This is a genomic window from Achromobacter spanius, from assembly GCF_039673305.1.
Taxonomy (GTDB): Bacteria; Pseudomonadota; Gammaproteobacteria; order Burkholderiales; family Burkholderiaceae_B; genus Achromobacter; species Achromobacter spanius_F.
In genome coordinates this window covers 22361-43897 of sequence record NZ_JBDJLJ010000038.1, presented here as the reverse complement: position 1 = coordinate 43897, position 21537 = coordinate 22361, and the positions used below count along the sequence as shown (strand labels likewise).

Annotated in this window: 21 protein-coding genes; 13 read left to right on the top strand and 8 right to left on the bottom strand. The window is 65.8% G+C overall.

Going from position 1 to position 21537, the window contains the following annotated elements; genetic code table 11:
• Positions 1-102 precede the first annotated feature (102 nt).
• Together ABE485_RS22730 and ABE485_RS22725 are read left to right on the top strand one after the other, a co-directional pair.
• Positions 103-1596, top strand: a complete 1494-nt coding sequence (locus tag ABE485_RS22730) for a DASS family sodium-coupled anion symporter (RefSeq protein WP_346517514.1) — start codon at positions 103-105, stop codon at positions 1594-1596.
• A gap of 12 nt (positions 1597-1608) precedes the next feature.
• Positions 1609-2658 carry an Ldh family oxidoreductase gene (locus ABE485_RS22725; protein WP_346517513.1) on the top strand — a complete coding sequence of 350 codons (1050 nt, stop codon included), beginning with the start codon at positions 1609-1611 and terminating at the stop codon, positions 2656-2658.
• 312 nt (positions 2659-2970) lie between these two features.
• On the opposite strand, the gene rodA is transcribed toward ABE485_RS22725, so the two are convergent.
• From rodA to ABE485_RS22700, 5 genes are all read right to left on the bottom strand, one after another.
• Positions 2971-4107, bottom strand: coding sequence for a rod shape-determining protein RodA (gene rodA / locus ABE485_RS22720; RefSeq protein WP_346517512.1), 1137 nt, complete (start codon positions 4105-4107; stop codon positions 2971-2973).
• A complete protein-coding gene (gene mrdA / locus ABE485_RS22715) occupies positions 4104-6032 on the bottom strand; it encodes a penicillin-binding protein 2 (RefSeq protein ID WP_346517511.1) in 1929 nt (642 codons plus the stop codon). Before mrdA ends, rodA begins: the two co-directional genes overlap by 4 nt.
• A 15-nt stretch (positions 6033-6047) precedes the next feature.
• Positions 6048-6614: a rod shape-determining protein MreD gene (gene mreD / locus ABE485_RS22710; protein WP_346517510.1), complete on the bottom strand. Its 567-nt coding sequence runs from the start codon at positions 6612-6614 to the stop codon at positions 6048-6050.
• Positions 6601-7485, bottom strand: coding sequence for a rod shape-determining protein MreC (mreC, locus tag ABE485_RS22705; RefSeq protein WP_313623599.1), 885 nt, complete (start codon positions 7483-7485; stop codon positions 6601-6603). The genes mreD and mreC overlap by 14 nt, the downstream gene beginning before the upstream one ends.
• Positions 7486-7569: 84 nt before the next feature.
• Positions 7570-8613, bottom strand: coding sequence for a rod shape-determining protein (locus ABE485_RS22700; RefSeq protein ID WP_006216320.1), 1044 nt, complete (start codon positions 8611-8613; stop codon positions 7570-7572).
• A 229-nt stretch (positions 8614-8842) separates the two neighbouring features.
• On the opposite strand from ABE485_RS22700, the gene gatC reads away from it, so the two are divergent.
• The 5 genes from gatC (at position 8843) to ABE485_RS22675 (ending at position 13106) form a co-directional block, all read left to right on the top strand.
• On the top strand, positions 8843-9151 hold the full coding sequence (gene gatC / locus ABE485_RS22695; RefSeq protein ID WP_008159730.1) for an Asp-tRNA(Asn)/Glu-tRNA(Gln) amidotransferase subunit GatC: 309 nt from the start codon (positions 8843-8845) through the stop codon (positions 9149-9151).
• 3 nt (positions 9152-9154) lie between these two features.
• The gene (gene gatA, locus ABE485_RS22690; RefSeq protein ID WP_346517509.1) at positions 9155-10693 is read left to right on the top strand and encodes an Asp-tRNA(Asn)/Glu-tRNA(Gln) amidotransferase subunit GatA; all 1539 of its coding nucleotides are present in this window, start codon (positions 9155-9157) and stop codon (positions 10691-10693) included.
• A 1-nt stretch (position 10694) separates the two neighbouring features.
• On the top strand, positions 10695-12152 hold the full coding sequence (gatB, locus tag ABE485_RS22685) for an Asp-tRNA(Asn)/Glu-tRNA(Gln) amidotransferase subunit GatB (protein ID WP_346517508.1): 1458 nt from the start codon (positions 10695-10697) through the stop codon (positions 12150-12152).
• A gap of 127 nt (positions 12153-12279) precedes the next feature.
• Entirely contained in the window at positions 12280-12531 is a 252-nt protein-coding gene (locus tag ABE485_RS22680; RefSeq protein ID WP_346517507.1) for a hypothetical protein, read from the top strand.
• Complete coding sequence (locus ABE485_RS22675) at positions 12528-13106, top strand: type II toxin-antitoxin system VapC family toxin (protein ID WP_346517506.1); 579 nt, start codon at positions 12528-12530, stop codon at positions 13104-13106. Before ABE485_RS22680 ends, ABE485_RS22675 begins: the two co-directional genes overlap by 4 nt.
• On the opposite strand, the gene pyrE is transcribed toward ABE485_RS22675, so the two are convergent.
• Positions 13024-13740, bottom strand: a complete 717-nt coding sequence (pyrE, locus tag ABE485_RS22670) for an orotate phosphoribosyltransferase (RefSeq protein ID WP_430795458.1) — start codon at positions 13738-13740, stop codon at positions 13024-13026. The two genes, ABE485_RS22675 and pyrE, sit on opposite strands and share 83 nt — an antisense overlap.
• A gap of 97 nt (positions 13741-13837) precedes the next feature.
• Here pyrE and ABE485_RS22665 point away from each other — a divergent pair, with 97 nt between their 5' ends.
• Together ABE485_RS22665 and gdhA are read left to right on the top strand one after the other, a co-directional pair.
• On the top strand, positions 13838-14632 hold the full coding sequence (locus ABE485_RS22665; protein WP_346517504.1) for an exodeoxyribonuclease III: 795 nt from the start codon (positions 13838-13840) through the stop codon (positions 14630-14632).
• Between the two features lie 410 nt (positions 14633-15042).
• Complete coding sequence (gene gdhA / locus ABE485_RS22660) at positions 15043-16389, top strand: NADP-specific glutamate dehydrogenase (RefSeq protein ID WP_346517503.1); 1347 nt, start codon at positions 15043-15045, stop codon at positions 16387-16389.
• Positions 16390-16500: 111 nt separating this feature from the next.
• Here the strand turns inward: gdhA and ABE485_RS22655 are convergent, their stop codons facing one another.
• Both ABE485_RS22655 and ABE485_RS22650 read right to left on the bottom strand, forming a co-directional pair.
• On the bottom strand, positions 16501-16992 hold the full coding sequence (locus ABE485_RS22655) for a copper chaperone PCu(A)C (RefSeq protein ID WP_346517502.1): 492 nt from the start codon (positions 16990-16992) through the stop codon (positions 16501-16503).
• 18 nt (positions 16993-17010) lie between these two features.
• Positions 17011-17910 carry a LysR family transcriptional regulator ArgP gene (locus ABE485_RS22650; protein ID WP_346517501.1) on the bottom strand — a complete coding sequence of 300 codons (900 nt, stop codon included), beginning with the start codon at positions 17908-17910 and terminating at the stop codon, positions 17011-17013.
• Positions 17911-18059: 149 nt separating this feature from the next.
• On the opposite strand from ABE485_RS22650, the gene ABE485_RS22645 reads away from it, so the two are divergent.
• The 4 genes from ABE485_RS22645 (at position 18060) to ABE485_RS22630 (ending at position 21509) form a co-directional block, all read left to right on the top strand.
• The gene (locus ABE485_RS22645; RefSeq protein ID WP_346517500.1) at positions 18060-18692 is read left to right on the top strand and encodes a LysE/ArgO family amino acid transporter; all 633 of its coding nucleotides are present in this window, start codon (positions 18060-18062) and stop codon (positions 18690-18692) included.
• Between the two features lie 23 nt (positions 18693-18715).
• A complete protein-coding gene (locus tag ABE485_RS22640) occupies positions 18716-19030 on the top strand; it encodes an antibiotic biosynthesis monooxygenase family protein (RefSeq protein ID WP_346517523.1) in 315 nt (104 codons plus the stop codon).
• Between the two features lie 51 nt (positions 19031-19081).
• On the top strand, positions 19082-20023 hold the full coding sequence (locus tag ABE485_RS22635) for a LysR substrate-binding domain-containing protein (RefSeq protein ID WP_346517499.1): 942 nt from the start codon (positions 19082-19084) through the stop codon (positions 20021-20023).
• A 322-nt stretch (positions 20024-20345) separates the two neighbouring features.
• On the top strand, positions 20346-21509 hold the full coding sequence (locus tag ABE485_RS22630; protein ID WP_346517498.1) for an ABC transporter substrate-binding protein: 1164 nt from the start codon (positions 20346-20348) through the stop codon (positions 21507-21509).
• Positions 21510-21537 lie beyond the last annotated feature (28 nt).

Genomic DNA, 21537 nt, shown 5'->3' with positions numbered 1-21537 from the left:
CTGAATGCCGTCACGATCATCCTGTAGCGTCGACACACCGATTTGATTGATCCCGTGCTCGCGGGCGGTGTTTCGTCAGTTTGACCTCAACCGGAGAAGGATATGGCCGCGGAAACCGCAGTCCCCGCCTCGCAAGCCCCCAAGAAAACCAAAATTCCCATCGGCCTTGTCGCCGGCATCGTCGTGATGATCGGCGTGCTGATGATGCCCCTGCCGGCGGACCTGCCGGTGGCCGGCCACCGCATGCTGGCCATCCTGGCGTTCGCCGTGGTGGTCTGGATTACCGAAGCCGTGTCCTACGAAGCCAGCGCGATCATGATCACGACGCTGATGGCCTTCCTGCTGGGCACGGCTCCGACAATCAAAGACCCCAACGTGCTCTACGGCACGTCGGCCGCCATCAGCATGGCGCTGACCGGCTTTTCGAACTCGGCGCTGGCGCTCGTCACCGGCGCCTTGTTCATTGCGGCGGCCATGACATTCACCGGGCTGGACCGGCGCATCGCGCTGGTCACGCTGTCCAAGGTCGGCACCAGCACGCGCCGCATCCTGATCGGATGTATCGCGGTGACCATCGTGCTGAGCCTGGTCGTGCCCAGCGCCACCGCGCGCAGCGCGGCCGTGGTGCCCATCATGATGGGCGTCATCGCGGCCTTCGGCGTGGACAAGCGCTCGAATATCGCGGCCGGCATCATGATCATCGTGGCCCAGGCCACCAGCATCTGGAACGTCGGCATCCAGACCGCCGCCGCGCAGAACCTGCTGACGGTCGGCTTCATGGAAAAGATGCTGGGCGAACGCGTGGCGTGGTCGGACTGGCTGATCGCCGGCGCCCCCTGGTCGCTGATCATGTCGGCCGTGCTGATCGTCATCGTGCTCAAGCTGCTGCCACCCGAAAGCAACAGCATCGCCGGCGGCAAGGAAGCCGTCGAGAAGTCGCTGCTTGAGCTGGGCCCCATGACTGGCGCGCAAAAGCGCCTGATGGCTGTCTCGATCATGCTGCTGCTGTTCTGGTCGACCGAAGGCAAGCTGCACAAGTTCGACACGACGTCGACCACCTACTTCGGCCTGGTTCTGCTGATGCTCCCGCGCTTTGGCGTGATGACATGGAAAGACGTGCAGTCGCGCATTCCATGGGGCACCGTGATCGTGTTCGGTGTGGGTATCAGCCTGGGCACCGCCCTGCTGACGACGCAGGCCGGCCAATGGCTGGGCAACCAGGTCGTGCAGCACACCGGACTTGACCACCTGGGTCCGCTGGCCATCTTCGCCATCCTGGCCGCCTTCCTCATCGTCATCCACCTGGGCTTTGCCAGCGCCACCGCGCTGACCTCGGCCATGCTGCCGATCCTGATCTCGGTGCTGGCGACGCTGCCGGGCGACTTCAGCCGCCTGGGCATGACCATGCTGCTGGGCTTCGTGGTCAGCTACGGTTTCATCCTGCCCATCAACGCGCCGCAGAACATGGTGTGCCTGGGTACGGAGACCTTCAACGCCAAGCAGTTCGCCAAGGTAGGGATCATCGTCACCATCGTAGGCTACCTGCTGATGCTGCTGATGGGCATGACCTACTGGCGCTGGCTGGGCTGGCTGTAAGGAGGCGCCGTCATGAAACTCACGATCGCCCAAGCCAACGAGTACGGCCGCCGAGTGCTGATGGCGCAAGGCGTGCCCGAAGACATCGCCCGCGACGTGGCCGAGCACCTGGTCGAATCCGACCGCGTCGGCTACACCAGTCACGGCCTGTCCATCCTGACGAACTACCGCCGCGTGCTGTCCGAGGGCCTGGCGCAAGCCGATGGCCGGCCCGAACTGGTCAACGACCGGGGTGCGATGCTGGCCTATGACGGCCATCACGGGCTGGGGCAGTACGTAGGCAAGGTCGTCATCGAAAAGGCGATCGAACGCACGCAGGAGCACGGCCAGTGCATCCTGACCTTGCGCCATAGCCACCACCTTGGCCGCATGGGCCACTTCGGCGAGATGGTGGCGGCCAAGGGCCTGATCCTGCTGGCCTTCACGAACGTGATCAACCGTTCGCCCACCGTCGCCCCATTCGGCGGCGCACAGGCGTGCCTGACCACGAACCCGCTGTGCTTCGCCGGGCCGCTGCCCGGCGGCCGCCCGCCGTTCATCGTGGACATGGCCACCAGCTCCATCGCCGTGAACAAGGCGCGGGTGCTGGCAGCCAAGGGTGAAAAGGCCCCTCCGGGATCGCTGATCGACGCCGATGGCAACCCGACCACCGACCCGGGCGCGCTGTTCACCGATCCCCCCGGCGCGCTGCTGCCGTTCGGCGGCCACAAGGGCTACGCGCTGGGACTGGTGGCCGAACTGCTGGCCGGCGTCCTGTCGGGCGGCGGCACGATCCAGCCCGAACACCCGCGCATCGGCGTGGCGACGAACAACATGTTCGCGTTGCTGCTGGATCCGCAGGTGGACTTCAATACGGATTGGCGGTCGATGGAGGTGGGCGCGTTCATCGACTACCTGCATGCATGCAAGCCGCAGCCCGGCGTCGAATCGGTGCAGTATCCAGGCGAATACGAGGCCCGGAACCGCGCGGTCAATGCGGATTCGGTCGAGTTCGACAGCCGGATCTGGGATGGGCTGACGAAGCTGGCCGCGGACCTGGGCGTGCCTGAGGCGCTGCCGTAACGGGTTTTTGCAGCGGGCCGATTGCGGGCGTCTCAATGTGTTGAGGCGCCCGCTTGTTTTTGTGGGGTGCGTTCTTGGGCTGCTATGAAGTGGGTTCTTAAGACGCCCGGTGTGGCGGGGGCCTGGGGTGGGCGGGGCTACGATTGCGGCAGGAGCATTGGCAAACCCATCTCAGCGCGTGCCGACCGGACACCCAAATGCCGACGTGCCGCCGCCCGCGACGACGGGCGGTCCACGAAGATTGGGAGAAATTACCGAAGACTGCACCTACGAAGACCAAAGGACTGGGCAGCACGGGCAAACATCAAACGACTACGTCTTCACCGACCGATGCCGGCTGATGCTCATCATGATCCCGAACGCGATCCCCATCGTGAACAGCGCCGTCCCGCCATAGCTCATGAATGGCAATGGCACCCCCACCACCGGCAGGATTCCCGTCACCATCCCCACGTTCACGAACACGTAGATGAACAGCATCATCGTCAGCGCCCCGGACAGCAGCCGCCCGAATTGCGAAGACGCCCGGGACGCGATCGTCAGCCCGCGCGCCATCATCAGGCCGTACAGCACCAGGATGGCAATGCCGCCGTACAGGCCGAACTCCTCGGCGTACACGGCAAAGATGAAGTCGGTGGTGCGTTCGGGGATGAAATCCAGGTGCGTCTGCGTGCCCTTCATGTAGCCCTTGCCGTACACGCCGCCCGAGCCCACCGCAATCATCGACTGGATCGTGTGGAACCCCTTGCCCAGCGGGTCCGAGCTGGGATTGAGCAGCGTGCAGACGCGGTGCTTTTGATAATCGTGCAGCACCACCCAGTTCACGTCCGGTTCGCACAGCTGGTCTTCGTAATAGACCAGCGTGCCGATGCCGATGATGCCCGCCAGCATGACCGGCACAAGCAGCTTGAACGACAGGCCCGCAAAATAGATCACGAAGAAGCCCGCCCCGAACACCAGCAGCGCCGTGCCCAGGTCCGGCTGCAGCACGATCAGGCCGAAGGGCGCGGCCAGCATCGCCGCCGCGGCCAGGAAGTCGCGGATGCGCACGGCGCCTTCATGGCGCTGGAAGTACCAGGCCAGCATCATCGGCACGGCGATCTTCATCATCTCGGACGGCTGGATGCGCGTCACGCCCAGGTTCAGCCAGCGGGTCGCGCCCTTGCTGGTTTCACCGAAGAATTCCACGCCCAGCAGCAGCACCACGCCGACCACATAGAACGGCAGGGCCAGCTTCATCAACAGCTTGGGCGAAATCAGCGCCATCGTCCACATCGCGAAGAACGCGATGATGAAGTTGCGCGATTGCTCCGCGAAGCGCCAGTCGGTGCCGCCCACCGCGGAATGCATGACCGTCAGGCCAAGGGCGGCGAACATCAGCAGGATGGCCAGCAGCGGCCAGTCGAATGCCGTGAACACGCGCAGCAGGATCAGGCCCAGACGCTTCATTGTTGACGCACCAGGTCGGAAGTAATGGTTTCAACGGTGGCCATGGCGTCCGCGCGCTCGGGGCGCACGATCTTGTCCTGCCGGTCCTTGGCCAGCCAATAGTCGAACACCTTGCGCGCCACCGGCGCCGCCACGCTGGCGCCCCAGCCCGCGTTCTCGACGATCAGCGACACGGCGATGCGCGGGTGCTCCAGCGGCGCAAAGCCCATGAACAACGCGTGGTCGCGCAGGCGCTCGTCGATGGCGCTGGCGCGGTAGTGGCCGCCGCGCAGGCTGAACACCTGCGCGGTGCCGGTCTTGCCGGCGGCCTGGTACGGCGTGTTGGCGAAGGCGCGCCGCGCCGTGCCGGCCCGCACCACGTCGGCCATCGCGTTCTTGATCACGTCCACGTTGGCCTGCTTGAGGGGAATGCGGTAGTCGGGTGGCGACTCGGTGGGCTTGGCCACGCCCGTGCGCGGATCGCGCACCGCGTGCACCAGGTGCGGACGACGGTACAGGCCATTGTTGGCCAGGGTGGACGTCCCCTGCGCCAGCTGCAGCAGCGTGAAGGCGTTGTAGCCCTGTCCGACCGCCACGGAAATCGTCTCGCCCGCGTACCAGCGCTGGCGCTCTTTGTCCTTGTAGGCCGAGCGCTTCCAGTCGGTGGACGGCAGCACGCCCCGCTTCTCGCCTTCCAGGTCGATGCCGGTGATCTGGCCGAAACCGAATTGCTTGGTGAAATCGTGCAGCGCGTTCACGCCGATTTCAGGGCCCAGCGAATAGAAATAGGTGTCGGACGACACCACGATGGCCTTGTGCATGTCCGTCATGCCGTAGGCCGCGCCGCCGGCGTTGCGGAATTTCTGCCCGCCGAATTCGAAGTAGCCGGGGTCCGAGACACGGTCGGTCGCGCGGCGCTTGCCCAGCTCCAGGGCGGCAAGGCCTACGAAAGGCTTGTACGTCGAGCCGATGGGATAGGTGCCGTACAGGGGACGGTTGATCAGCGGGTGGTCGGGCGACTCGTTCAGCATGCGCCAGTTGTCCACATCGATACCGTCCACGAACAGGTTCGGATCAAAAGACGGCTGCGACACGAAGGCCAGGACCTCGCCCGTGTCAGGATCGATGGCCACCAGGGCGCCGCGCTGTCCCTCGAAGGCCTCTTCGGCCACCTTCTGCAGGCCCATGTCGATGGACAGCATGATGTCCGACCCCGGAACCGGATCGATCCGGCGCAGCGTGCGCATGGGGCGTCCGCCCGCGGTCACTTCGACCTCTTCAAGGCCGGTGCGGCCGTGCAGTTGCTCTTCCCAGGTCTTTTCGATGCCTTTTTTGCCGATGACCTCGGTGCCGCGATAGTTGCCCAGCTGGCCGGCACGGTCCAGTTCTTCGATGTCGTTGTCGGCGATGCGGCCGATGTAGCCCACCACATGCGCGGCGGACACGCCCTGCGGATATTCGCGCACCCAGCGCGCGCGCAGTTCCACGCCCGGAAACTGGAAGGAGTGCGCCGCGAACCAGGCGGCCTCCGTCTCGTTCAGGTTGTTGCGCAGCTGCAGACTGGCGTAGCGGCTGGACTCGGCGGCGCGGCGCTTGAAGCGGCGCTGGTCGGCCGGGCTGATGTAGACGACCTCGGTCAGGCGCGCGAACAGCTCGCTCATGTTGCCCGCCTGGGCGGGGACGACCTCGAGCGTATAGGTGCGGTAGTTGCGGGCCAGGACCTCGCCATTGCGGTCGAGGATCTCGCCGCGGCGCGGCGGAATCGGCACCACGGCGATGCGGTTGCGGTCGGCGCGTTCGGACAGGCCTTCGTAGCGATCGACCTGCAGGTACCAGAACCGGCCCACCAGCACGCCGAAGCAGACCAGCGCAAAGGCGCCGCCCACCCAGGCGCGCAGGCGGAAGCGCTGCTTCTGCTGCTGGCCGGTTTTCTTGAATTCAAACATGACGCGACGCCGCCATCAGGCGGAGGAGGATTCGGCGTCGTCGACACCGCGTTGCGGCAGGTGCAGGACCCAGCCCGCCAGCGGCCACAGGGCGGTCGTCAGCAGCACGCTGATGCCCCAGTCCCAGCCCGGCCATTTTCCGGCCAGCCACGCATGGATGATCTGGGTGACGAAGCGGGCGATGAAGAACACAGGCAGCATGTGCATCGCCTGGCTCCAGAGATCGAACCGCTGCAGGCGCCGGTGCAGGACCACGGCGCCGTAGGCGACCAGCGTGTAGGACAGGGCATGCTCGCCGAGCAGGCCGGCGTCGTGCACGTCCATCAGCAAGCCAAAGAAAAACGCGGTGAACAGCCCCACGCGGCGCGGTTCGTGGACGCACCAGAAGGCGATGATCAGCAGCAGTACGTCGGGTGCGCCCTGCCACAGGCGCCACGGCAGCAGCGACACCAGCCACGCGAGCAGCACGGTGCCCCAGACAAAGACGCCGTGCGCGGGACCCGACAGCCTGTCGGGCTGCACGTTGCTGGGCGTGCCCAGGCGGCGCCGGGGCTGCCCGGCGGCTTGATTAGTCCGATCCACCGGAATCGACCTCCTGACGGTTGGACTCGGCGCGATCCACATCCACCTGCAGGACCAGGAAGTGGCGATAGCGTTCGGGGTGGGCCAGCGGTTCACACACGGCGCGCGCGAAACCGGATGCGGTATCGCGTTCGACCGAGGTCACTTTGGCCACGGGCAGGCCGGCGGGAAACAGGCCGCCGACGCCGCTAGTGACAATAGTATCGCCTTCCTTGATGTCGGCATTGGCCGCCAGGTAGCGGACTTCCATCTTGCCGGGCGAATTGCCGCCGAAGGCGATCAGACGCAGCCCGTTGCGCAGCAGCTGCACGGGGATGGAGACCTGTTCGTCGGTGACCAGCGCGGCCTCGGCGGTCATGGGCGTGACGCGCACGATCTGCCCGACCACGCCGCCTTCGTCGATGACCGGCATGCCGGGCGCCAGGCCCGCCTTGCTGCCCTTGTTGAAGACCAGGCGCTGGGTGAAGGCGTTGGTGGGCTCGTACATGACCTCGACCACGACGGCGGACTGCGCCACGGTGTCGGTCACGCCCAGCAGGCGGCGCAGTTGGGAGTTTTCAGCGGCCAGCTGGGCCGCATGGGACGCGACCTGGGCCAGCTCGATGCGCTGGCGCTGCAGGGCTTCGTTTTCGCTGCGGATGAGATTGGCCGCGTTGACCCATTCGTTGACCTGCTGGACGAGGTCGCGCGGGGCCATGACGGCGCGCTGGAACGGATACAGCGCCACGGAGATCGCCCGGCGCGCCGGCTCCAGCATGCGCCATTGGGAATCCATGACGATCAGGGCCAAGGCAAGGACGACCAGGACGACCAGCCGCACCTCGGCGGGTGGGCCGCGCCTGAATAGGGGGGGAGTCCCTTGTCGTTGCATGAATTTCAGCCCGGGCGCCCGCGTCCGAGGCTCCCGCAGCGGCCGGAGCCAAAAGAAAGCGGGGCTCCGGGCTGGCGGGCGGGATTAGTCGTTGATGAAGATGGCGCCCAGTTTCTCAAGGTGTTCCAGCGCCTCGCCGCAACCCCGCACGACGCAGGTCAGGGGATCGTCGGCCACCACGACCGGCAGGCCGGTTTCTTCCTGGAGCAGGCGGTCCAGGTCGCGCAGCAATGCGCCGCCGCCGGTCAGGGCGATGCCCTTGTCGGTGATGTCGGCGCCCAGTTCGGGCGGCGTCTGTTCGAGGGCGATCTTGACGGCCGAAACGATCTGGTTGAGCGGATCGGTCAGCGATTCCAGGATCTCGTTGGACGACACCGTGAAGCTGCGCGGCACGCCTTCGGCCAGATTGCGGCCCTTGACTTCGATTTCGCGGACTTCGGAACCCGGGAAGGCGGAGCCGATTTCCTTCTTGATGAGTTCGGCGGTGGGTTCGCCGATCAGCATGCCGTAGTTGCGGCGGATGTAGTTGACGATGGCCTCATCGAACTTGTCGCCGCCGACGCGCACGGAACCCTTGTAGACCATGCCGCCCAGCGAGATGACGGCCACTTCCGTGGTGCCGCCGCCGATGTCCACGACCATGGAGCCGCTGGCGTCGGATACCGCCAGGCCGGCGCCGATCGCGGCGGCCATGGGTTCTTCGATCAGGAAAACGTGGGAAGCGCCGGCGCCAAGCGCCGATTCGCGGATGGCGCGCCGTTCAACCTGGGTGGAGCCGCAGGGCACGCAGACGATGATCCGCGGGCTGGGCGCCAGCATGTTGCGGGGGTGCACCATGCGGATGAACTGCTTGAGCATCTGTTCCGTGACCGTGAAGTCGGCGATGACGCCGTCCTTCATGGGCCGGATGGCCTCGATGTTGCCGGGCACGCGGCCGAGCATCTGCTTGGCTTCGTGGCCGACGGCCTGGATGATCTTCTTGCCGTGAGGCCCGCCTTCATGACGGATTGCGACCACGGAGGGTTCGTCGAGAACGATACCCTTGCCGCGGACGTAAATCAGCGTATTGGCGGTACCGAGGTCGATCGCCATATCGCTGGAAAAATAACTGCGCAGGAATCCGAACATGGGAGCTCAGCTAAATTCTGGGGGGAATTGGGGTCATGCCGCGGGGCGTTTGGCCCGAAAAACGTCGGGTCCGCCTGTCATCACGGCGATTAAACCGTGAATCATAACTTATAATTTCCCCGGAAATAGCGCATAAATGCAGGCTATTCAAGCTTTGTAACGGGTTCGGCATGTGCATACTGCCCAGTCCCGCCCCTCGGCCTTCGCTCATCGAATTTGCAATTCCCCCATGGCGCTCAATGATAAAGATGTGGCCCGCATTGCCCGGCTGGCCAGAATCGAACTGACCCCCGACCAGCGCACCGTCGCGCAGGCCGAACTCAACGGCATCCTCCACCTCATCGAACGGCTGCAGTCCGTCGATACCCAAGGCGTGGAACCCCTGGCCCACCCCCTGTCCGCCCACGAGGACATTGTGCTGCGCCTGCGTGAAGACGCCGTGACCGAGGCCGGTTCGCAAGCCCGCCGCGAAGCGCTGCTGGCCAATGCTCCCGATGCCCAGGAAGGCCTGTTCCTGGTTCCCAAGGTCCTGGAATAAGTCATGACGAAACCTGCCCTGCACACCCAATTCGAGGGGATCGCCGCCCTGCGCGCGGCCCTCGCGCAACGCCAGGTCAGCGCCGTCGACCTGGCGCAAAGCGCCCTGGCGGCCGCCGAAGCGGCCAGCGGCCTGAACAGCTTTTTACATATTGACGCCGAATTGACCCTGGCGCAGGCGCGCGCCGCCGACGCCGCCCTGGCGGCCGGCACCGCGGGCCCGCTGGCCGGCATCCCGATCGCCCACAAGGACGCCTTCGTGACGCGCGGCTGGCGCACCACCGCGGGCAGCAAGATGCTCGAGGGCTACGTCAGCCCGTTCGACGCCACGGTCGTCGAACGCCTGGGCGCGGCCGGCGCGGTGTCGGTGGGCAAGCTGAACTGCGACGAATTCGCCATGGGGTCCGGCAACGAGAACTCCGCCTATGGCGCCGTGAAGAACCCCTGGGACCACGCCGCGGTGCCGGGCGGTTCCTCGGGCGGTTCCGCCGCCGCCGTGGCCGCCCGCCTGGTGGCCGCCACCACGGGCACCGACACCGGCGGCTCGGTGCGCCAGCCCGCCGCCCTGTGCGGCGTCAGCGGCATCAAGCCGACCTACGGCACCGTGTCGCGCTACGGCATGGTGGCCTTCGGCTCCAGCCTGGACCAGGCCGGCCCGCTGGCGCCCAGCAGCCGCGACCTGCTCGAACTGCTGGATGTCATCAGCGGCTTCGACCCGCGCGACGCCACCAGCCTGGAAAAATGCGATGGCGTGGCGAACGAGGCCGGCCGCGTGCGCCGCGACTTCGACGCCACCCAAGGACGTTTCGACGCGGCCGGCAGCCAGCCCCTGAAGGGCCTGCGCATCGGCGTGCCTGAAGAGTATTTTGGCGTCGGCCTGGCGCCGGACGTCGCCGCCGCGGTGCAGGCCGCGCTGGCGCAGTTCGAGGCCCTGGGCGCCGTACGCGTGCCGGTGTCGCTGCCGCGCACCGAACTGGCCATCCCGGCCTACTACGTCATCGCCCCCGCCGAAGCGTCCAGCAACCTGGCCCGCTACGACGGCGTGCGCTACGGCCACCGCGCCAAGCAGTACGGCGACCTGAACGAGATGATCAGCCGCTCGCGCGCCGAAGGCTTCGGCGACGAGGTCAAGCGCCGCATCCTGATCGGCACGTACGTGCTGTCGCACGGCTACTACGACGCCTACTACCTGCAGGCCCAGCGCCTGCGCCGCCTGATCGCGCAGGATTTTCAGCGCGCCTTTGCCGGCCAGTGCGACGTCATCATGGGCCCGGTCACGCCCACGGTCGCCAAGAACATCGGCGACAACCGCGACGACCCGACCGCCGACTGGCTGGCCGACGTCTACACGCTGGGCGTCAGCCTGGCGGGCCTGCCCGCCATGTCGATCCCCTGCGGCTTCGGCGGGGAAAAGCAGAATCGTCCCGTCGGCCTGCAGATCATCGGCAACTACTTCGACGAGGGCCGTCTCCTGGCCGTCGCCGACCGCTACCAACAAGTCACCGACTGGCACAAGCAATCGCCGGTAAAGCAGGACGCCTGACATGAACTGGGAAATCGTCATCGGCCTGGAAACGCATACGCAGCTTTCCACCGACTCCAAGATTTTTTCTGGCAGCAGCACGCAATTCGGCGCCGCCCCCAACACGCAGGCCAACGAGGTCGACCTGGCCCTGCCCGGCAGCCTGCCGGTCATGAACCGCGGCGCGGCTGAGCGCGCCATCCGTTTCGGCCTGGCCGTGGGCGCCACCATCGCCCCGCGCTCGGTCTTCGCGCGCAAGAACTACTTCTACCCGGACCTGCCCAAGGGCTACCAGATCAGCCAGTACGAACTGCCCGTGGTCGTGGGCGGTTCGCTGTCGTTCTTCGTGGGCGAAGAAGAAAAGACCGTCAACCTGACGCGCGCCCACCTCGAAGAAGACGCCGGCAAGTCCCTGCACGACGACTTCAACCTCGCCAATGGCGCCCCGGCCAGCGGCATCGACCTGAACCGCGCCGGCACCCCGCTGCTGGAAATCGTGACCGAACCCGAGATGCGCTCCGCCGCCGAGGCCGTGGCCTATGCGCGCGCGCTGCACAGCCTGGTCGTGTGGCTGGGCATCTGCGACGGCAACATGCAGGAAGGCTCGTTCCGCTGCGACGCCAACGTGTCGGTCCGCCCGGTGGGCCAGAAGGAATTCGGCACCCGCACCGAGATCAAGAACGTCAACTCGTTCCGTTTCCTGGAACGCGCCATCGTCTATGAAGCGCGGCGCCAGATCGAACTGATCGAGGACGGCGGCACCGTCGTCCAGGAAACCCGCCTGTACGACGCCGACCGCGACGAAACGCGCAGCATGCGCAGCAAGGAAGACGCGCACGACTACCGCTACTTCCCCGACCCCGACCTGCCCACCCTGGTGATCTCCAGCGCCTGGGTGGACGAGGTCCGCGCCGCCATGCCCGAACTGCCGGCCGCCCAGCGCGCCCGCTTCGAATCGGAATACGGCCTGCCCGCGTACGACGCCGCCCAGCTCACCGTCAGCCGCGACCTGGCCGCCTACTTCGAAGCCGTCGCGCACGCGCTGCCGGCCGGCCAGGCCAAGCTGGCCGCCAACTGGGTCATGGGCGAAGTCGCCGCCGTGCTGAACAAGGAAGAAAAGACCATCGCCGAATCGCCCGTGGCGGCGCCGGCGCTGGCCGCCCTGATCGGTCGCATCATCGACGGCACGATCTCCAACAAGATCGCGCGCGAAGTGTTCGGCGCCATGTGGGCCGGCGAAAACGGCGGCCAGGCCGACGCCATCATCGAGGCCCGCGGCCTGAAGCAGATCAGCGACACGGGCGCCATCGGCGCCATGATCGACGAGGTGCTGGCGGCCAATCCGGCCATCGTGGACGAGTACCGCGCCGGCAAGCAGAAGGCGTTCAACTCCCTGGTCGGTCAGATCATGAAGGCCGCACGCGGCAAGGCCAACCCGCAGCAGGTGAACGATCTGCTCAAGCAGAAGCTCGATAGCTGATTCACGGGCCGGTGCGCCATCGTGCGGACCGGCGCAATATCAGACTAAACCGAAGGCCGCGGCATCTTGCCGCGGCCTTTTGTTTGGCCAAGAATGGTCTGGTCGATTTCGACCTGGAGACTTGGCCATGACAGCCCCCTATCTATCCATTCCGCAGGAACAGGTCGCGGAGCGCCTGGACGAACTCATCGAAACCGCCCACAGCGGCACTCGCGTCGTCATCACCCGCGACGGCGCGGCGTATGCCCAGCTTCGGCAGGTCAATCCCCTGCTCACCGAAGAAGCGCACCGCGCACTCGAAGGACTCAAGCAGACCAAGGGCATCCCTTACGTGGACGAAGCCACCTGGTGGCGCGCGGTCAAAGGAACACACGAATGAAGCTCGTACTCGATGCGTCGGTCGCCTTGAGTTGGCTGCAATTACCCAGCCAGACGCATAGCGCTCAAGCACTCGCCATACTGGAAGACCTGACTGACGAACCGGCGCTCGTCCCATTGATCTGGGCGCTGGAAGTCGCCCAGGGTGCGCTGCGCATTGAGCGGCAGCAGCAAGCCACCCCGGGAATGCTGGCCGCGTTCTCCGCTCGATTGAAGAATACGCCCGTGACAAACGAGTCTCGTGCCACCGCGACCTGGCTGCCCCGCAGCGTATCCCTTGCCCGGCAACACGCGCTCACTGTATACGATGCGTCATACCTGGAACTCGCCCTGTGGCATGGCGCCGCCTTGGCCACTTTCGACAAGCGGCTGGCGCAGGCGGCGCTTGACTGCAACGTCGTCGTAAAGGGGCTTGCGTATCCTGCCAACAGGATCGAATCTCCTGTCGCCCGATACGGACAGCGGCCGGCAAGCACTTGCCAGCCCGGGGGTTCTACACCCCGTACTTCGTCCGGTAAGCCTGCACCGCGTCAGTGTGCTCGGCGAACGCCGCGTCGTCCTGCAGCAGCGCCATGATGTCCGCCAGCGACGCGATGGCCACCACGGGAATGCCGTAGGTCTTGGCCACGTCCTGCACGGCCGAATGCGCCGACAGCGCGTCATCGGCGCCCGCGCGCTCCATGCGGTCCATGGCGATCAGCACGGCGGCCGGCTCGGCGCCGGCGTTGCGGATGATCTCCACCGATTCGCGCACCGACGTGCCCGCCGTGATCACGTCGTCGATGATGACGACCTTGCCCTTGAGCGGCGCGCCGACCAGCGTGCCGCCTTCGCCGTGGTCTTTGGCTTCCTTGCGGTTGTACGCAAAGGGCACATCGTTGCGGCCCTGCATGTCCGGGTGGCCCGCCAGCGCCACCGCCGTGGCCGTCGCCAGCGGAATGCCCTTGTAGGCGGGCCCGAACAGCATGTCGAAGGCCACTCCGGAGTCGAGCAGCGCCTGCGCATAGAAGCCCGCCAGCTTGCCGACCGAACGGCCGCTGTTGAACAGGCCGGCATTGAAGAAATAAGGACTGATTCGACCAGACTTGACCTTGAAGCTGCCGAAACGCAGCACGCCCTCGTTCAGGGCGAAGCGGACGAAATCAAGGGCGGTGGCGGAGGATTGAGCGGCGGGCATGCAGGGGGTCCGGTAGATGGCAGATCCCGCCATTTTATCCGCTGTCGGGGCGGGTTCCGGGCCGCGACGCCGAGTCGGTTAAATTCCTGGCATTGTCCGCGCCTTGCGGCCGCACTTCAGGAGTTTCGCTTTGCTGCGCATCACGTCGATCAACCTCAATGGCATCCGGTCCGCCTTCAAAAAGGGCCTGCAACCGTGGATGGAGACCCACGCGGCCGACGTGCTGTGCCTTCAAGAAATCAAGGTATCCCACGAAGACCTGACCGACGAGCTGCGCCATCCGCCCGGCTACACCGGCCATTTCCACCATGCCGTGAAAAAGGGCTACAGCGGCGTGGGCATCTATCTGCGCGACCCCGCGGAACGGGTGAACACCGGCTTTGACTGCGAAGAGTTCGACTCGGAAGGCCGGATCATCCGCGCCGACTGGAAGGATCTGTCGGTGATCAGTGCCTACCTGCCCTCGGGCTCCAGCGGCGACGAGCGCCAGCAGGCGAAGTACCGCTTCCTGGACAGCTTCGGGCCGTGGATCGACGCGCTGATGCACGAGCACAAGACGACCGGCCGGGAATTCGTCATCTGCGGCGACTGGAACATCGCCCACAAGGAAATCGACCTGAAGAACTGGAAGGGCAACATGAAGAATTCGGGCTTCCTGCCCGAAGAGCGCGCCTGGCTGACGGACGTGTTCGACAAGCGCGGTTTCGTGGACGTGTTCCGCGCCATCGACGACCGTCCCGACCAGTACACCTGGTGGAGCAACCGTGGCCAGGCCTGGGCGAAGAACGTCGGGTGGCGCATCGACTACCAGATCGCCACGCCCGGCATCGCGGCCAAGGCCCGCAGCGTCGCCATCTACAAGGACGAACGATTCTCGGACCACGCGCCCCTGACGATCGACTACGACACGACGCTCCGGGCGTGATTTTTCTCAAATAAATAACAGGGACATATAAAGGAAATTTTCCCGGCACGAAGGCCCCAAGAGGCTTGCCGGGAATCGGATTTCCCTGGCGACGAAGGGTCACTGCCCTATGAGCGCCGCACCCCTACAATTGGGGACATATTAATTTCCCCAGGAAATTCAAGCCTTGCAAGGCTATTTGATCCTTTTCTCCACAGCCTGGCGCATTCCGCCCGATTAAACCGTCCCCATATATCAGCAAGAAAAATCCGTTTGATATCAAGGCGATGGCGCAATTTCCAACTTTGCGCAGGGCAACAATTTGCCCCTACAATTCCGCACCATCCGGGTGCAGTCATGCACCAGAACAAGTATTCAGCGCCCCAATCTGGCGCATTTCCGCACCTATTCGAAGCACCCCCGAGGAGATCATGGTGAAAGTGCAGAGTCTGGACGACTTCCTGCGTGGCGTCGCCGCGCGCGACCCGCAGCAACCCGAGTACATGCAAGCCGTCCAGGAGGTGATGCTGAGCCTGTGGCCCTTCGTCGAGAAGCACCCCCACTACGCCGAGCACGCCCTGCTAGAGCGCCTGGTCGAGCCCGAGCGCGTCATCCAGTTCCGCGTCTGCTGGACCGACGACCAGGGCCGCGCCCAGGTCAATCGCGCTTTCCGCATCCAGCACAGCTCCGCCATCGGCCCCTTCAAGGGCGGCATGCGCTTCCACCCGTCTGTGAACCTGTCGATCCTGAAGTTCCTGGCCTTCGAACAGACCCTGAAGAATTCGCTGACCACGCTGCCCATGGGCGGCGGCAAGGGCGGCTCGGACTTCGATCCCAAGGGCAAGTCCGACGCCGAAGTGATGCGCTTCTGCCAGGCCCTGATGATCGAGCTGTACCGCCACCTGGGTCCGGACACGGACGTGCCGGCCGGCGACATCGGCGTGGGCGCGCGTGAAGTCGGCTTCATGGCCGGCATGATGAAGAAGCTGTCGAACTCCACCGCCAGCGTGTTCACCGGCAAGGGCCTGACCTTCGGCGGCAGCCTGATCCGCCCCGAAGCCACCGGCTACGGCACCGTGTATTTCGCGGAAGAAATGCTCAAGCGCGTGGGCAAGTCCTTCGACGGCCTGCGCGTGTCCGTGTCGGGCTCGGGCAACGTGGCGCAGTACGCCATCGAGAAGGCCATGGCGCTGGGCGCCCGCGTGGTCACCGTGTCGGATTCGAACGGCACGGTCGTGGACGAATCCGGCTTCACCCACGAGAAGCTGGTGGCGCTGATGCACGTCAAGAACGACCTGCGCGGCCGCCTGGACACCTATGCCCGCCAGTTCGGCCTGCAATATGAAGCCGGCAAGCGCCCGTGGCACGTGCCCGTGGACGTGGCCCTGCCCTGCGCCACCCAGAACGAACTGGAACTGGCCGATGCCCAGACGCTGATCAAGAACGGCGTGCTGTGCGTGGCCGAGGGCGCCAACATGCCCGCCACGCTGGAAGCCGCCAAGGCCTTCATCGCCGCGCGCGTGCTGTACGCCCCGGGCAAGGCCAGCAACGCCGGCGGCGTGGCCGTGTCGGGCCTGGAAATGGCTCAGAACTCGGCCCGCCTGTCGTGGACCCGCGAAGAAGTGGACACCCGCCTGCACGCCATCATGCGCGACATCCACGAAAACTGCGTGCGCCACGGCCACACCGAGCGCGAATACGTGAACTACCTTGACGGGGCCAACATCGCCGGCTTCGTCAAGGTCGCCGACGCCATGCGCCAGCAAGGCCTGTACTGATCTTCGCCGCATGCCTGCGCGGCGCCGGGCAACGGCAACGCCAGCGAAAAGGCCGACTCGATGAGTCGGCCTTTTTCATGGCTGTCCGAGGTCGGCCCGGACGCCTGCAGATCAGTGCTTCATCGCGCCGTGATCGTGGCTCATGCCGGGGTTGTGCGAGGCCGGCTTGACCTTGAACTCCACCGCCACGTCGCCCGCCTTTTCGAACTTGAGCGTGGCCGGCACGGTGGCGCCATCCTTGAACGGCGCCTTCAGCTTGATGAACATGACGTGGTAGCCGCCCGGGCTGAGCTTGACCTCGGTGTCGGCGGGCAGCGCGATGCCGCCTTCGACCTGGCGCATCTTCGACACGCCGTTCTCGGTCTGCACCGTGTGCAGTTCGACGCGTTCGGCGGCGTCCGACACCACCGAAAGCAGGCGGTCCGGCGTCTTGGCGTCGTTGTCGATGTCCATATACCCGGCGCCGTTGGCCTGGCCCGGCGCGGAAGCGCGAACCCAGAGATCGTCGACTTCGACCTGGCCCACCTTGTAGTCCTTGGCCCACGCCGTACCGGCGGTGCACAGGCCCAGAGCGGCAATGGCGGCAAACTTGCGGATATTCATGGGTGTCCTCCTGAGACGTTAACGACGCCTGACCAGGCTGCGGGCGGCTGACAGAACCGAGTCGGTCAAGGCTTCCATGGCCTCGGAGTTTACCCGCCAATGCTGCCAGTAGAGCGGCACGTCCTCCCAGGCCCGGCCGCGCAGCAGCACGAGTTGACCGGCGTCAAGGTGCTCCTGCACGAGCGGCAGCGGATTCATGGTCCAGCCCAGTCCACCCAGCGTGGCCTGGACGAAGGCGCGCGTGGACGGCACCCACCACACCGGCGGTTCCCACGGCGCCGGGTCGGCGATCTTGTGCGCGAAGCGCGCCTGCAAGGCGTCCTTGCGGTTGAACACGAGCACAGGCGCCTGCGCCAGCGTCTGCGCGTTGACGCCCGCGGAAAAGTAGCGCTTGTGGAAGGCCGGCGTGCAGGTGGCGACGTAGCGCATGCTGCCGAGCGCGTGGATGCGGCAGCCCTGCACCGGATCGGCCAGCGTGGTCACGGCGCCCAGCACGGATCCATTGCGCAGCAATGCGGCCGTGTGGTCCTGGTCTTCCGAGAGCATGTCCAGCGTGGCGCGGGTGCGCGCCGAAAACTGCAGCGCCGCGTCCACGAACCAGGTCTCGAGGCTGTCGTGGTTGACGGCGATGGGGATGCTGGCGTGGGGAACGTCGTCATCGGCCACGCCCAGCCGGTTCAGCGCGTCGTGCTCCAGCAGGGCGGTCTGTTCGGCAAGCTGGACCAGCACCTGGCCGTCCGCCGTGGCTGCGGCGGGCACGGTGCGCTGGACCAGCAGCCGGCCCATGCGGTCTTCCAGCGCCTTGATCCGTTGCGACACCGCCGACGGCGTGACGCTGAGCGACAAGGCAGCCCGTTCGAAGCTGCCCTCGCGCACCACGGCCGCCAGCGCGCGGAGGTTGCCATGATCGATTTTCATATGATTAGAAATACTTAATATAGTGAAGGAAAATTAGCTGTATTTCATACACATGGCAAGGGAAAATGATGCGTTGCCGGCCGCTTCCCCCGCGCCCGGCCAGTCATCAAAGCGTCGCCACAGGCGCTGCAGTCACAGGTATCCGCATCATGTTCGCCACCTTGTCATCCCCCCTCTTCCTTACCGCCTGGGCCAGCGGCACCGCCACCGGGCTGGGCCTGTTCGCCGTGGTCGGCGCGCAAAGCGCATTCATCCTGCGCCAGGGGCTCATGCGCGCGCACCTGCTCAGCGTGGTCGCCATCTGCGCGCTGATCGACGCCGTCTTCATCTTTGCAAGCGTGTCCGGCCTGCAGGCGCTGACGTCCTGGTTCCCTTGGCTGACCACCGCCGTGCTGTGGTTCGGCGTGGCCTTCCTGACGTGGTACGCGGCGCAGTCCGCACGCCGCGCCTGGACCGCCACGGGCGGGCTGGCCGCCGCGCGCGACGTGGTGCCGTCGCGCCGCGCCGCGATGCTGGGCGCCCTGGGATTTTCGCTGCTCAACCCGCATTTCTGGCTGGACATGGTGGTGGTCGGCTCGCTCGCGCACGGCTTTGACGACGCGCGCATGGCGTTCGCGGCCGGCGCCTTCACGGCCAGCCTGCTGTGGCTGGCCGTGCTGGGCATCGGCTCGCGCCTGTTCGCGCCCTTCTTCGCCAGCGCGGCCGCATGGCGCGTCCTGGACGGCGTGATCGCGGTGGTCATGGCCGGCCTGGCGGTCAGCCTGGCGGTCAAGGGCGTCTAGAGCTTTCAACCCGGAGTCCGGCCATCTATACCTCCACCTTCATCTTCGCGAAGAAGCAGTTCGACGACGAATTCCATCGCCTGGACCAGCACATTGCGGCCGCTGCGCGGGTGATCCCGGGCTACCTGGGCGAGGAATCCTGGGAAGACCCCGCCCGGGGATTGTTCGCCAACGTCTATTACTGGGAATCTCTGGACGCCCTGGACGCGCTGATCCGGCATCCGACGCATCTGGCGGCCAAGACGGCCCAGTCGCAATGGCTGGACGGCTACCGCGTGGAGATCGCCCAAGTGCTGCGCCGGTACGGGCAGGGCCTGCCCGCCCCTTCACTTTTATAATCGGCGCTTCACCACTTTTCGTCGGGCGCACGGCCGGCCCGCCAGACGATCATGCGCGGACCCTCTCCTTCCAAAGACGTGCGCCTGCCGCCGCTCGCCGCCATCCAGGCATTCGAGGCGGCCGCCCGGTTGGGCTCTTTCGAACGCGCCAGCGAAGAACTCTTCGTCACCGCCAGCGCCATCGGCAAGCGCATCGCCGCGCTGGAAACCCTGCTCGACGTCACCCTCTTCATACGCAGCAGCCGCGGCGCCACGCTAAGCGCCGCCGGGCGCGAATATCTTGAGCAGGTGCGCACGGCGCTCGACCTGCTGTCCGACGCGACGCTGCACAAGCGCGGCGAGCCCAAGCTGGAAACGCTGCGCGTCGTCTCCACGCCCACCTTCGCCCGCCAGGTGCTCATTCCCTCCCTGCCCGGTTTCACGGCGCGCCACCCCGACGTCGAACTGGAAATCCTGCTGTCCATCCCGTACCTGGACATCATGCCGCCCAATGCCGATGTCTGGATCCGCTTCGGCAGCGGCAAGTATCCCGGCCTGCACGCGCGTCAGCTCACGCAGGACCCGGTGTTCGCCGTCTGCTCGCCCGGCTACCTGAAGGCTCGCGGCCCGATCCTGCGGCCCGAGGACCTGGCGCCGGCAGACCTGCTGCGCTGCCCCATGGAGCCGTGGCGTCCCTGGCTGGCGGCGGCGGGGCTCGACTGGCCCGAACCCTCGCGGGGCGTGTGGCTGGTCGATCTGGGCATGATGCTGGCCGCCGCGCGCGCAGGCCAGGGGGTCGCCCTCACGCGCCGTTCCCTGGCGGCCGAATGGCTCGATGAAGGCAAGCTGGTTCGATTGCTTGACGTGCAGATTTCCGGTGAATCGCAGTACTACTTGTGCACCGAAAGCTCGCGCGCACCTGGCGGCGCGGCCCAAGCGTTTTCCCTATGGCTGGTTGACGTGTGCCAACGCGCCGCCCAATGGCCATGCGGCTCGCAAGCCGATCAGGAATAAATTTCCAGTACCGAGCGGAATGAAATTCCGCACGCCGCCCGGCCGCGATGGCTAGGATGCGGCCTGCACGACTGCACGCTTGCGGCGCGCCATGCGCCGCTCACCTTGTCCCGGTCAACTCAGTCATTCAGCGCAATGACAGGAACCCCGCATCCGTACTAGGTATTTACGCGGAAAACCCCCGCCGGGTCAGATTCGCGTAAGCGATTAAGCAGACAGTCACGACACGCAACAAAGGAGAGCGCCACTACCACGACATCCCGCCGACTGGCGCCGGCACACGGCTTTCCACGCAGTTCCACCAATTACAACGGAGACATCCATGGATTTTCGTTTGAAGCTGCTCGCAGGAACCCTTGCATTTGCCGCATCGGCCGCGTCCTACGCCGCCGACCCCATCAAGATCGGCGTCGCCGGCCCCTACACCGGCGGCTCGTCCTCCATGGGCGTCAGCATGCGCGACGGCGTGCGCCTAGCCATCGAGGAAATCAATAAGAACGGCGGCGTGCTCGGCCGCCAGCTCGTCGCGGTCGAACGCGACGACGAAGCCAAGAACGAACGCGGCGTGCAGATCGCCCAGGAACTCATCAACAAGGAGCAGGTGACAGCCACCGTCGGCTACATCAACACCGGCGTGGCGCTTGCCTCGCAACGCTTCTACCAGGACGCCAAGATCCCCGTGTTCAACAACGTGGCCACGGGCAGCGTGATCACGCACCAGTTCAAGGCGCCGGAATACCCAGACAACTACGTGTTCCGCAACGCCGCGCACGACAGCATCCAGGCCCCGATGATCGTGGAAGAAGCGATTACCCGCCGCGGCTTCAAGAAGGTGGCGATCCTGGCCGACTCCACCAACTACGGCCAGCTTGGCCGCGAAGACCTGGAGAAGGCCCTGGACGCCAAGGGCATCAAGCCCGTGGCGGTCGAAAAATTCAACATCAAGGACGTCGACATGACGGCCCAGCTGCTCAAGGCCAAGGCCGCGGGCGCCGAAGCCGTGCTGACCTACGGCATCGGCCCCGAGCTGGCGCAGATCGCCAACGGCATGACCAAGCTGGGCTGGAAGGTGCCGATCATCGGCAGCTGGACGCTGTCCATGGCCAACTACATCGACAACTCCGGCGCCAACGGCGAAGGCGCGCGCATGCCGCAGACCTTCATCCAGGACCCGGACACGCCCAAGCGCAAGGCCTTCATCGACGCCTACCTGGCCAAGTTCAAGCCCAAGAACAACCGCATCGATTCGCCGGTGTCGGCGGCCCAGGGCTATGACTCGATCTTCCTGCTGGCCGCGGCCATCAAGCAGGCCAACTCCACCGACGGTCCGAAGGTGCGCGAAGCGCTGGAAAACCTGCAAGCGCCGGTCGAAGGCGTGGTGATGACCTACAACAAGCCCTTCACGCACGACAACCACGACGCGATCACCGTCAAGGAAGTGGTCATCGGCGAGGTCAAGGGCGGCCGCGTCATCAAGGCCAACTAAATCCCGACAAGCAGGAAGGCGGCGGCTG

What these genes read in the sequence shown, in the direction of transcription:
- ABE485_RS22730 (WP_346517514.1), top strand. Translation starts at nt 103, where the DNA reads ATGGCCGCGGAAACCGCAGTCCCCGCCTCGCAAGCCCCCAAGAAAACC.
- ABE485_RS22725 (WP_346517513.1), top strand. Translation starts at nt 1,609, where the DNA reads ATGAAACTCACGATCGCCCAAGCCAACGAGTACGGCCGCCGAGTGCTG.
- rodA (WP_346517512.1), bottom strand. Translation starts at nt 4,107, where the DNA reads ATGAAGCGTCTGGGCCTGATCCTGCTGCGCGTGTTCACGGCATTCGAC.
- mrdA (WP_346517511.1), bottom strand. Translation starts at nt 6,032, where the DNA reads ATGTTTGAATTCAAGAAAACCGGCCAGCAGCAGAAGCAGCGCTTCCGC.
- mreC (WP_313623599.1), bottom strand. Translation starts at nt 7,485, where the DNA reads ATGCAACGACAAGGGACTCCCCCCCTATTCAGGCGCGGCCCACCCGCC.
- ABE485_RS22700 (WP_006216320.1), bottom strand. Translation starts at nt 8,613, where the DNA reads ATGTTCGGATTCCTGCGCAGTTATTTTTCCAGCGATATGGCGATCGAC.
- gatC (WP_008159730.1), top strand. Translation starts at nt 8,843, where the DNA reads ATGGCGCTCAATGATAAAGATGTGGCCCGCATTGCCCGGCTGGCCAGA.
- gatA (WP_346517509.1), top strand. Translation starts at nt 9,155, where the DNA reads ATGACGAAACCTGCCCTGCACACCCAATTCGAGGGGATCGCCGCCCTG.
- gatB (WP_346517508.1), top strand. Translation starts at nt 10,695, where the DNA reads ATGAACTGGGAAATCGTCATCGGCCTGGAAACGCATACGCAGCTTTCC.
- ABE485_RS22680 (WP_346517507.1), top strand. Translation starts at nt 12,280, where the DNA reads ATGACAGCCCCCTATCTATCCATTCCGCAGGAACAGGTCGCGGAGCGC.
- ABE485_RS22675 (WP_346517506.1), top strand. Translation starts at nt 12,528, where the DNA reads ATGAAGCTCGTACTCGATGCGTCGGTCGCCTTGAGTTGGCTGCAATTA.
- pyrE (WP_430795458.1), bottom strand. Translation starts at nt 13,740, where the DNA reads ATGGCGGGATCTGCCATCTACCGGACCCCCTGCATGCCCGCCGCTCAA.
- gdhA (WP_346517503.1), top strand. Translation starts at nt 15,043, where the DNA reads ATGGTGAAAGTGCAGAGTCTGGACGACTTCCTGCGTGGCGTCGCCGCG.
- ABE485_RS22655 (WP_346517502.1), bottom strand. Translation starts at nt 16,992, where the DNA reads ATGAATATCCGCAAGTTTGCCGCCATTGCCGCTCTGGGCCTGTGCACC.
- ABE485_RS22650 (WP_346517501.1), bottom strand. Translation starts at nt 17,910, where the DNA reads ATGAAAATCGATCATGGCAACCTCCGCGCGCTGGCGGCCGTGGTGCGC.
- ABE485_RS22645 (WP_346517500.1), top strand. Translation starts at nt 18,060, where the DNA reads ATGTTCGCCACCTTGTCATCCCCCCTCTTCCTTACCGCCTGGGCCAGC.
- ABE485_RS22635 (WP_346517499.1), top strand. Translation starts at nt 19,082, where the DNA reads ATGCGCGGACCCTCTCCTTCCAAAGACGTGCGCCTGCCGCCGCTCGCC.
- ABE485_RS22630 (WP_346517498.1), top strand. Translation starts at nt 20,346, where the DNA reads ATGGATTTTCGTTTGAAGCTGCTCGCAGGAACCCTTGCATTTGCCGCA.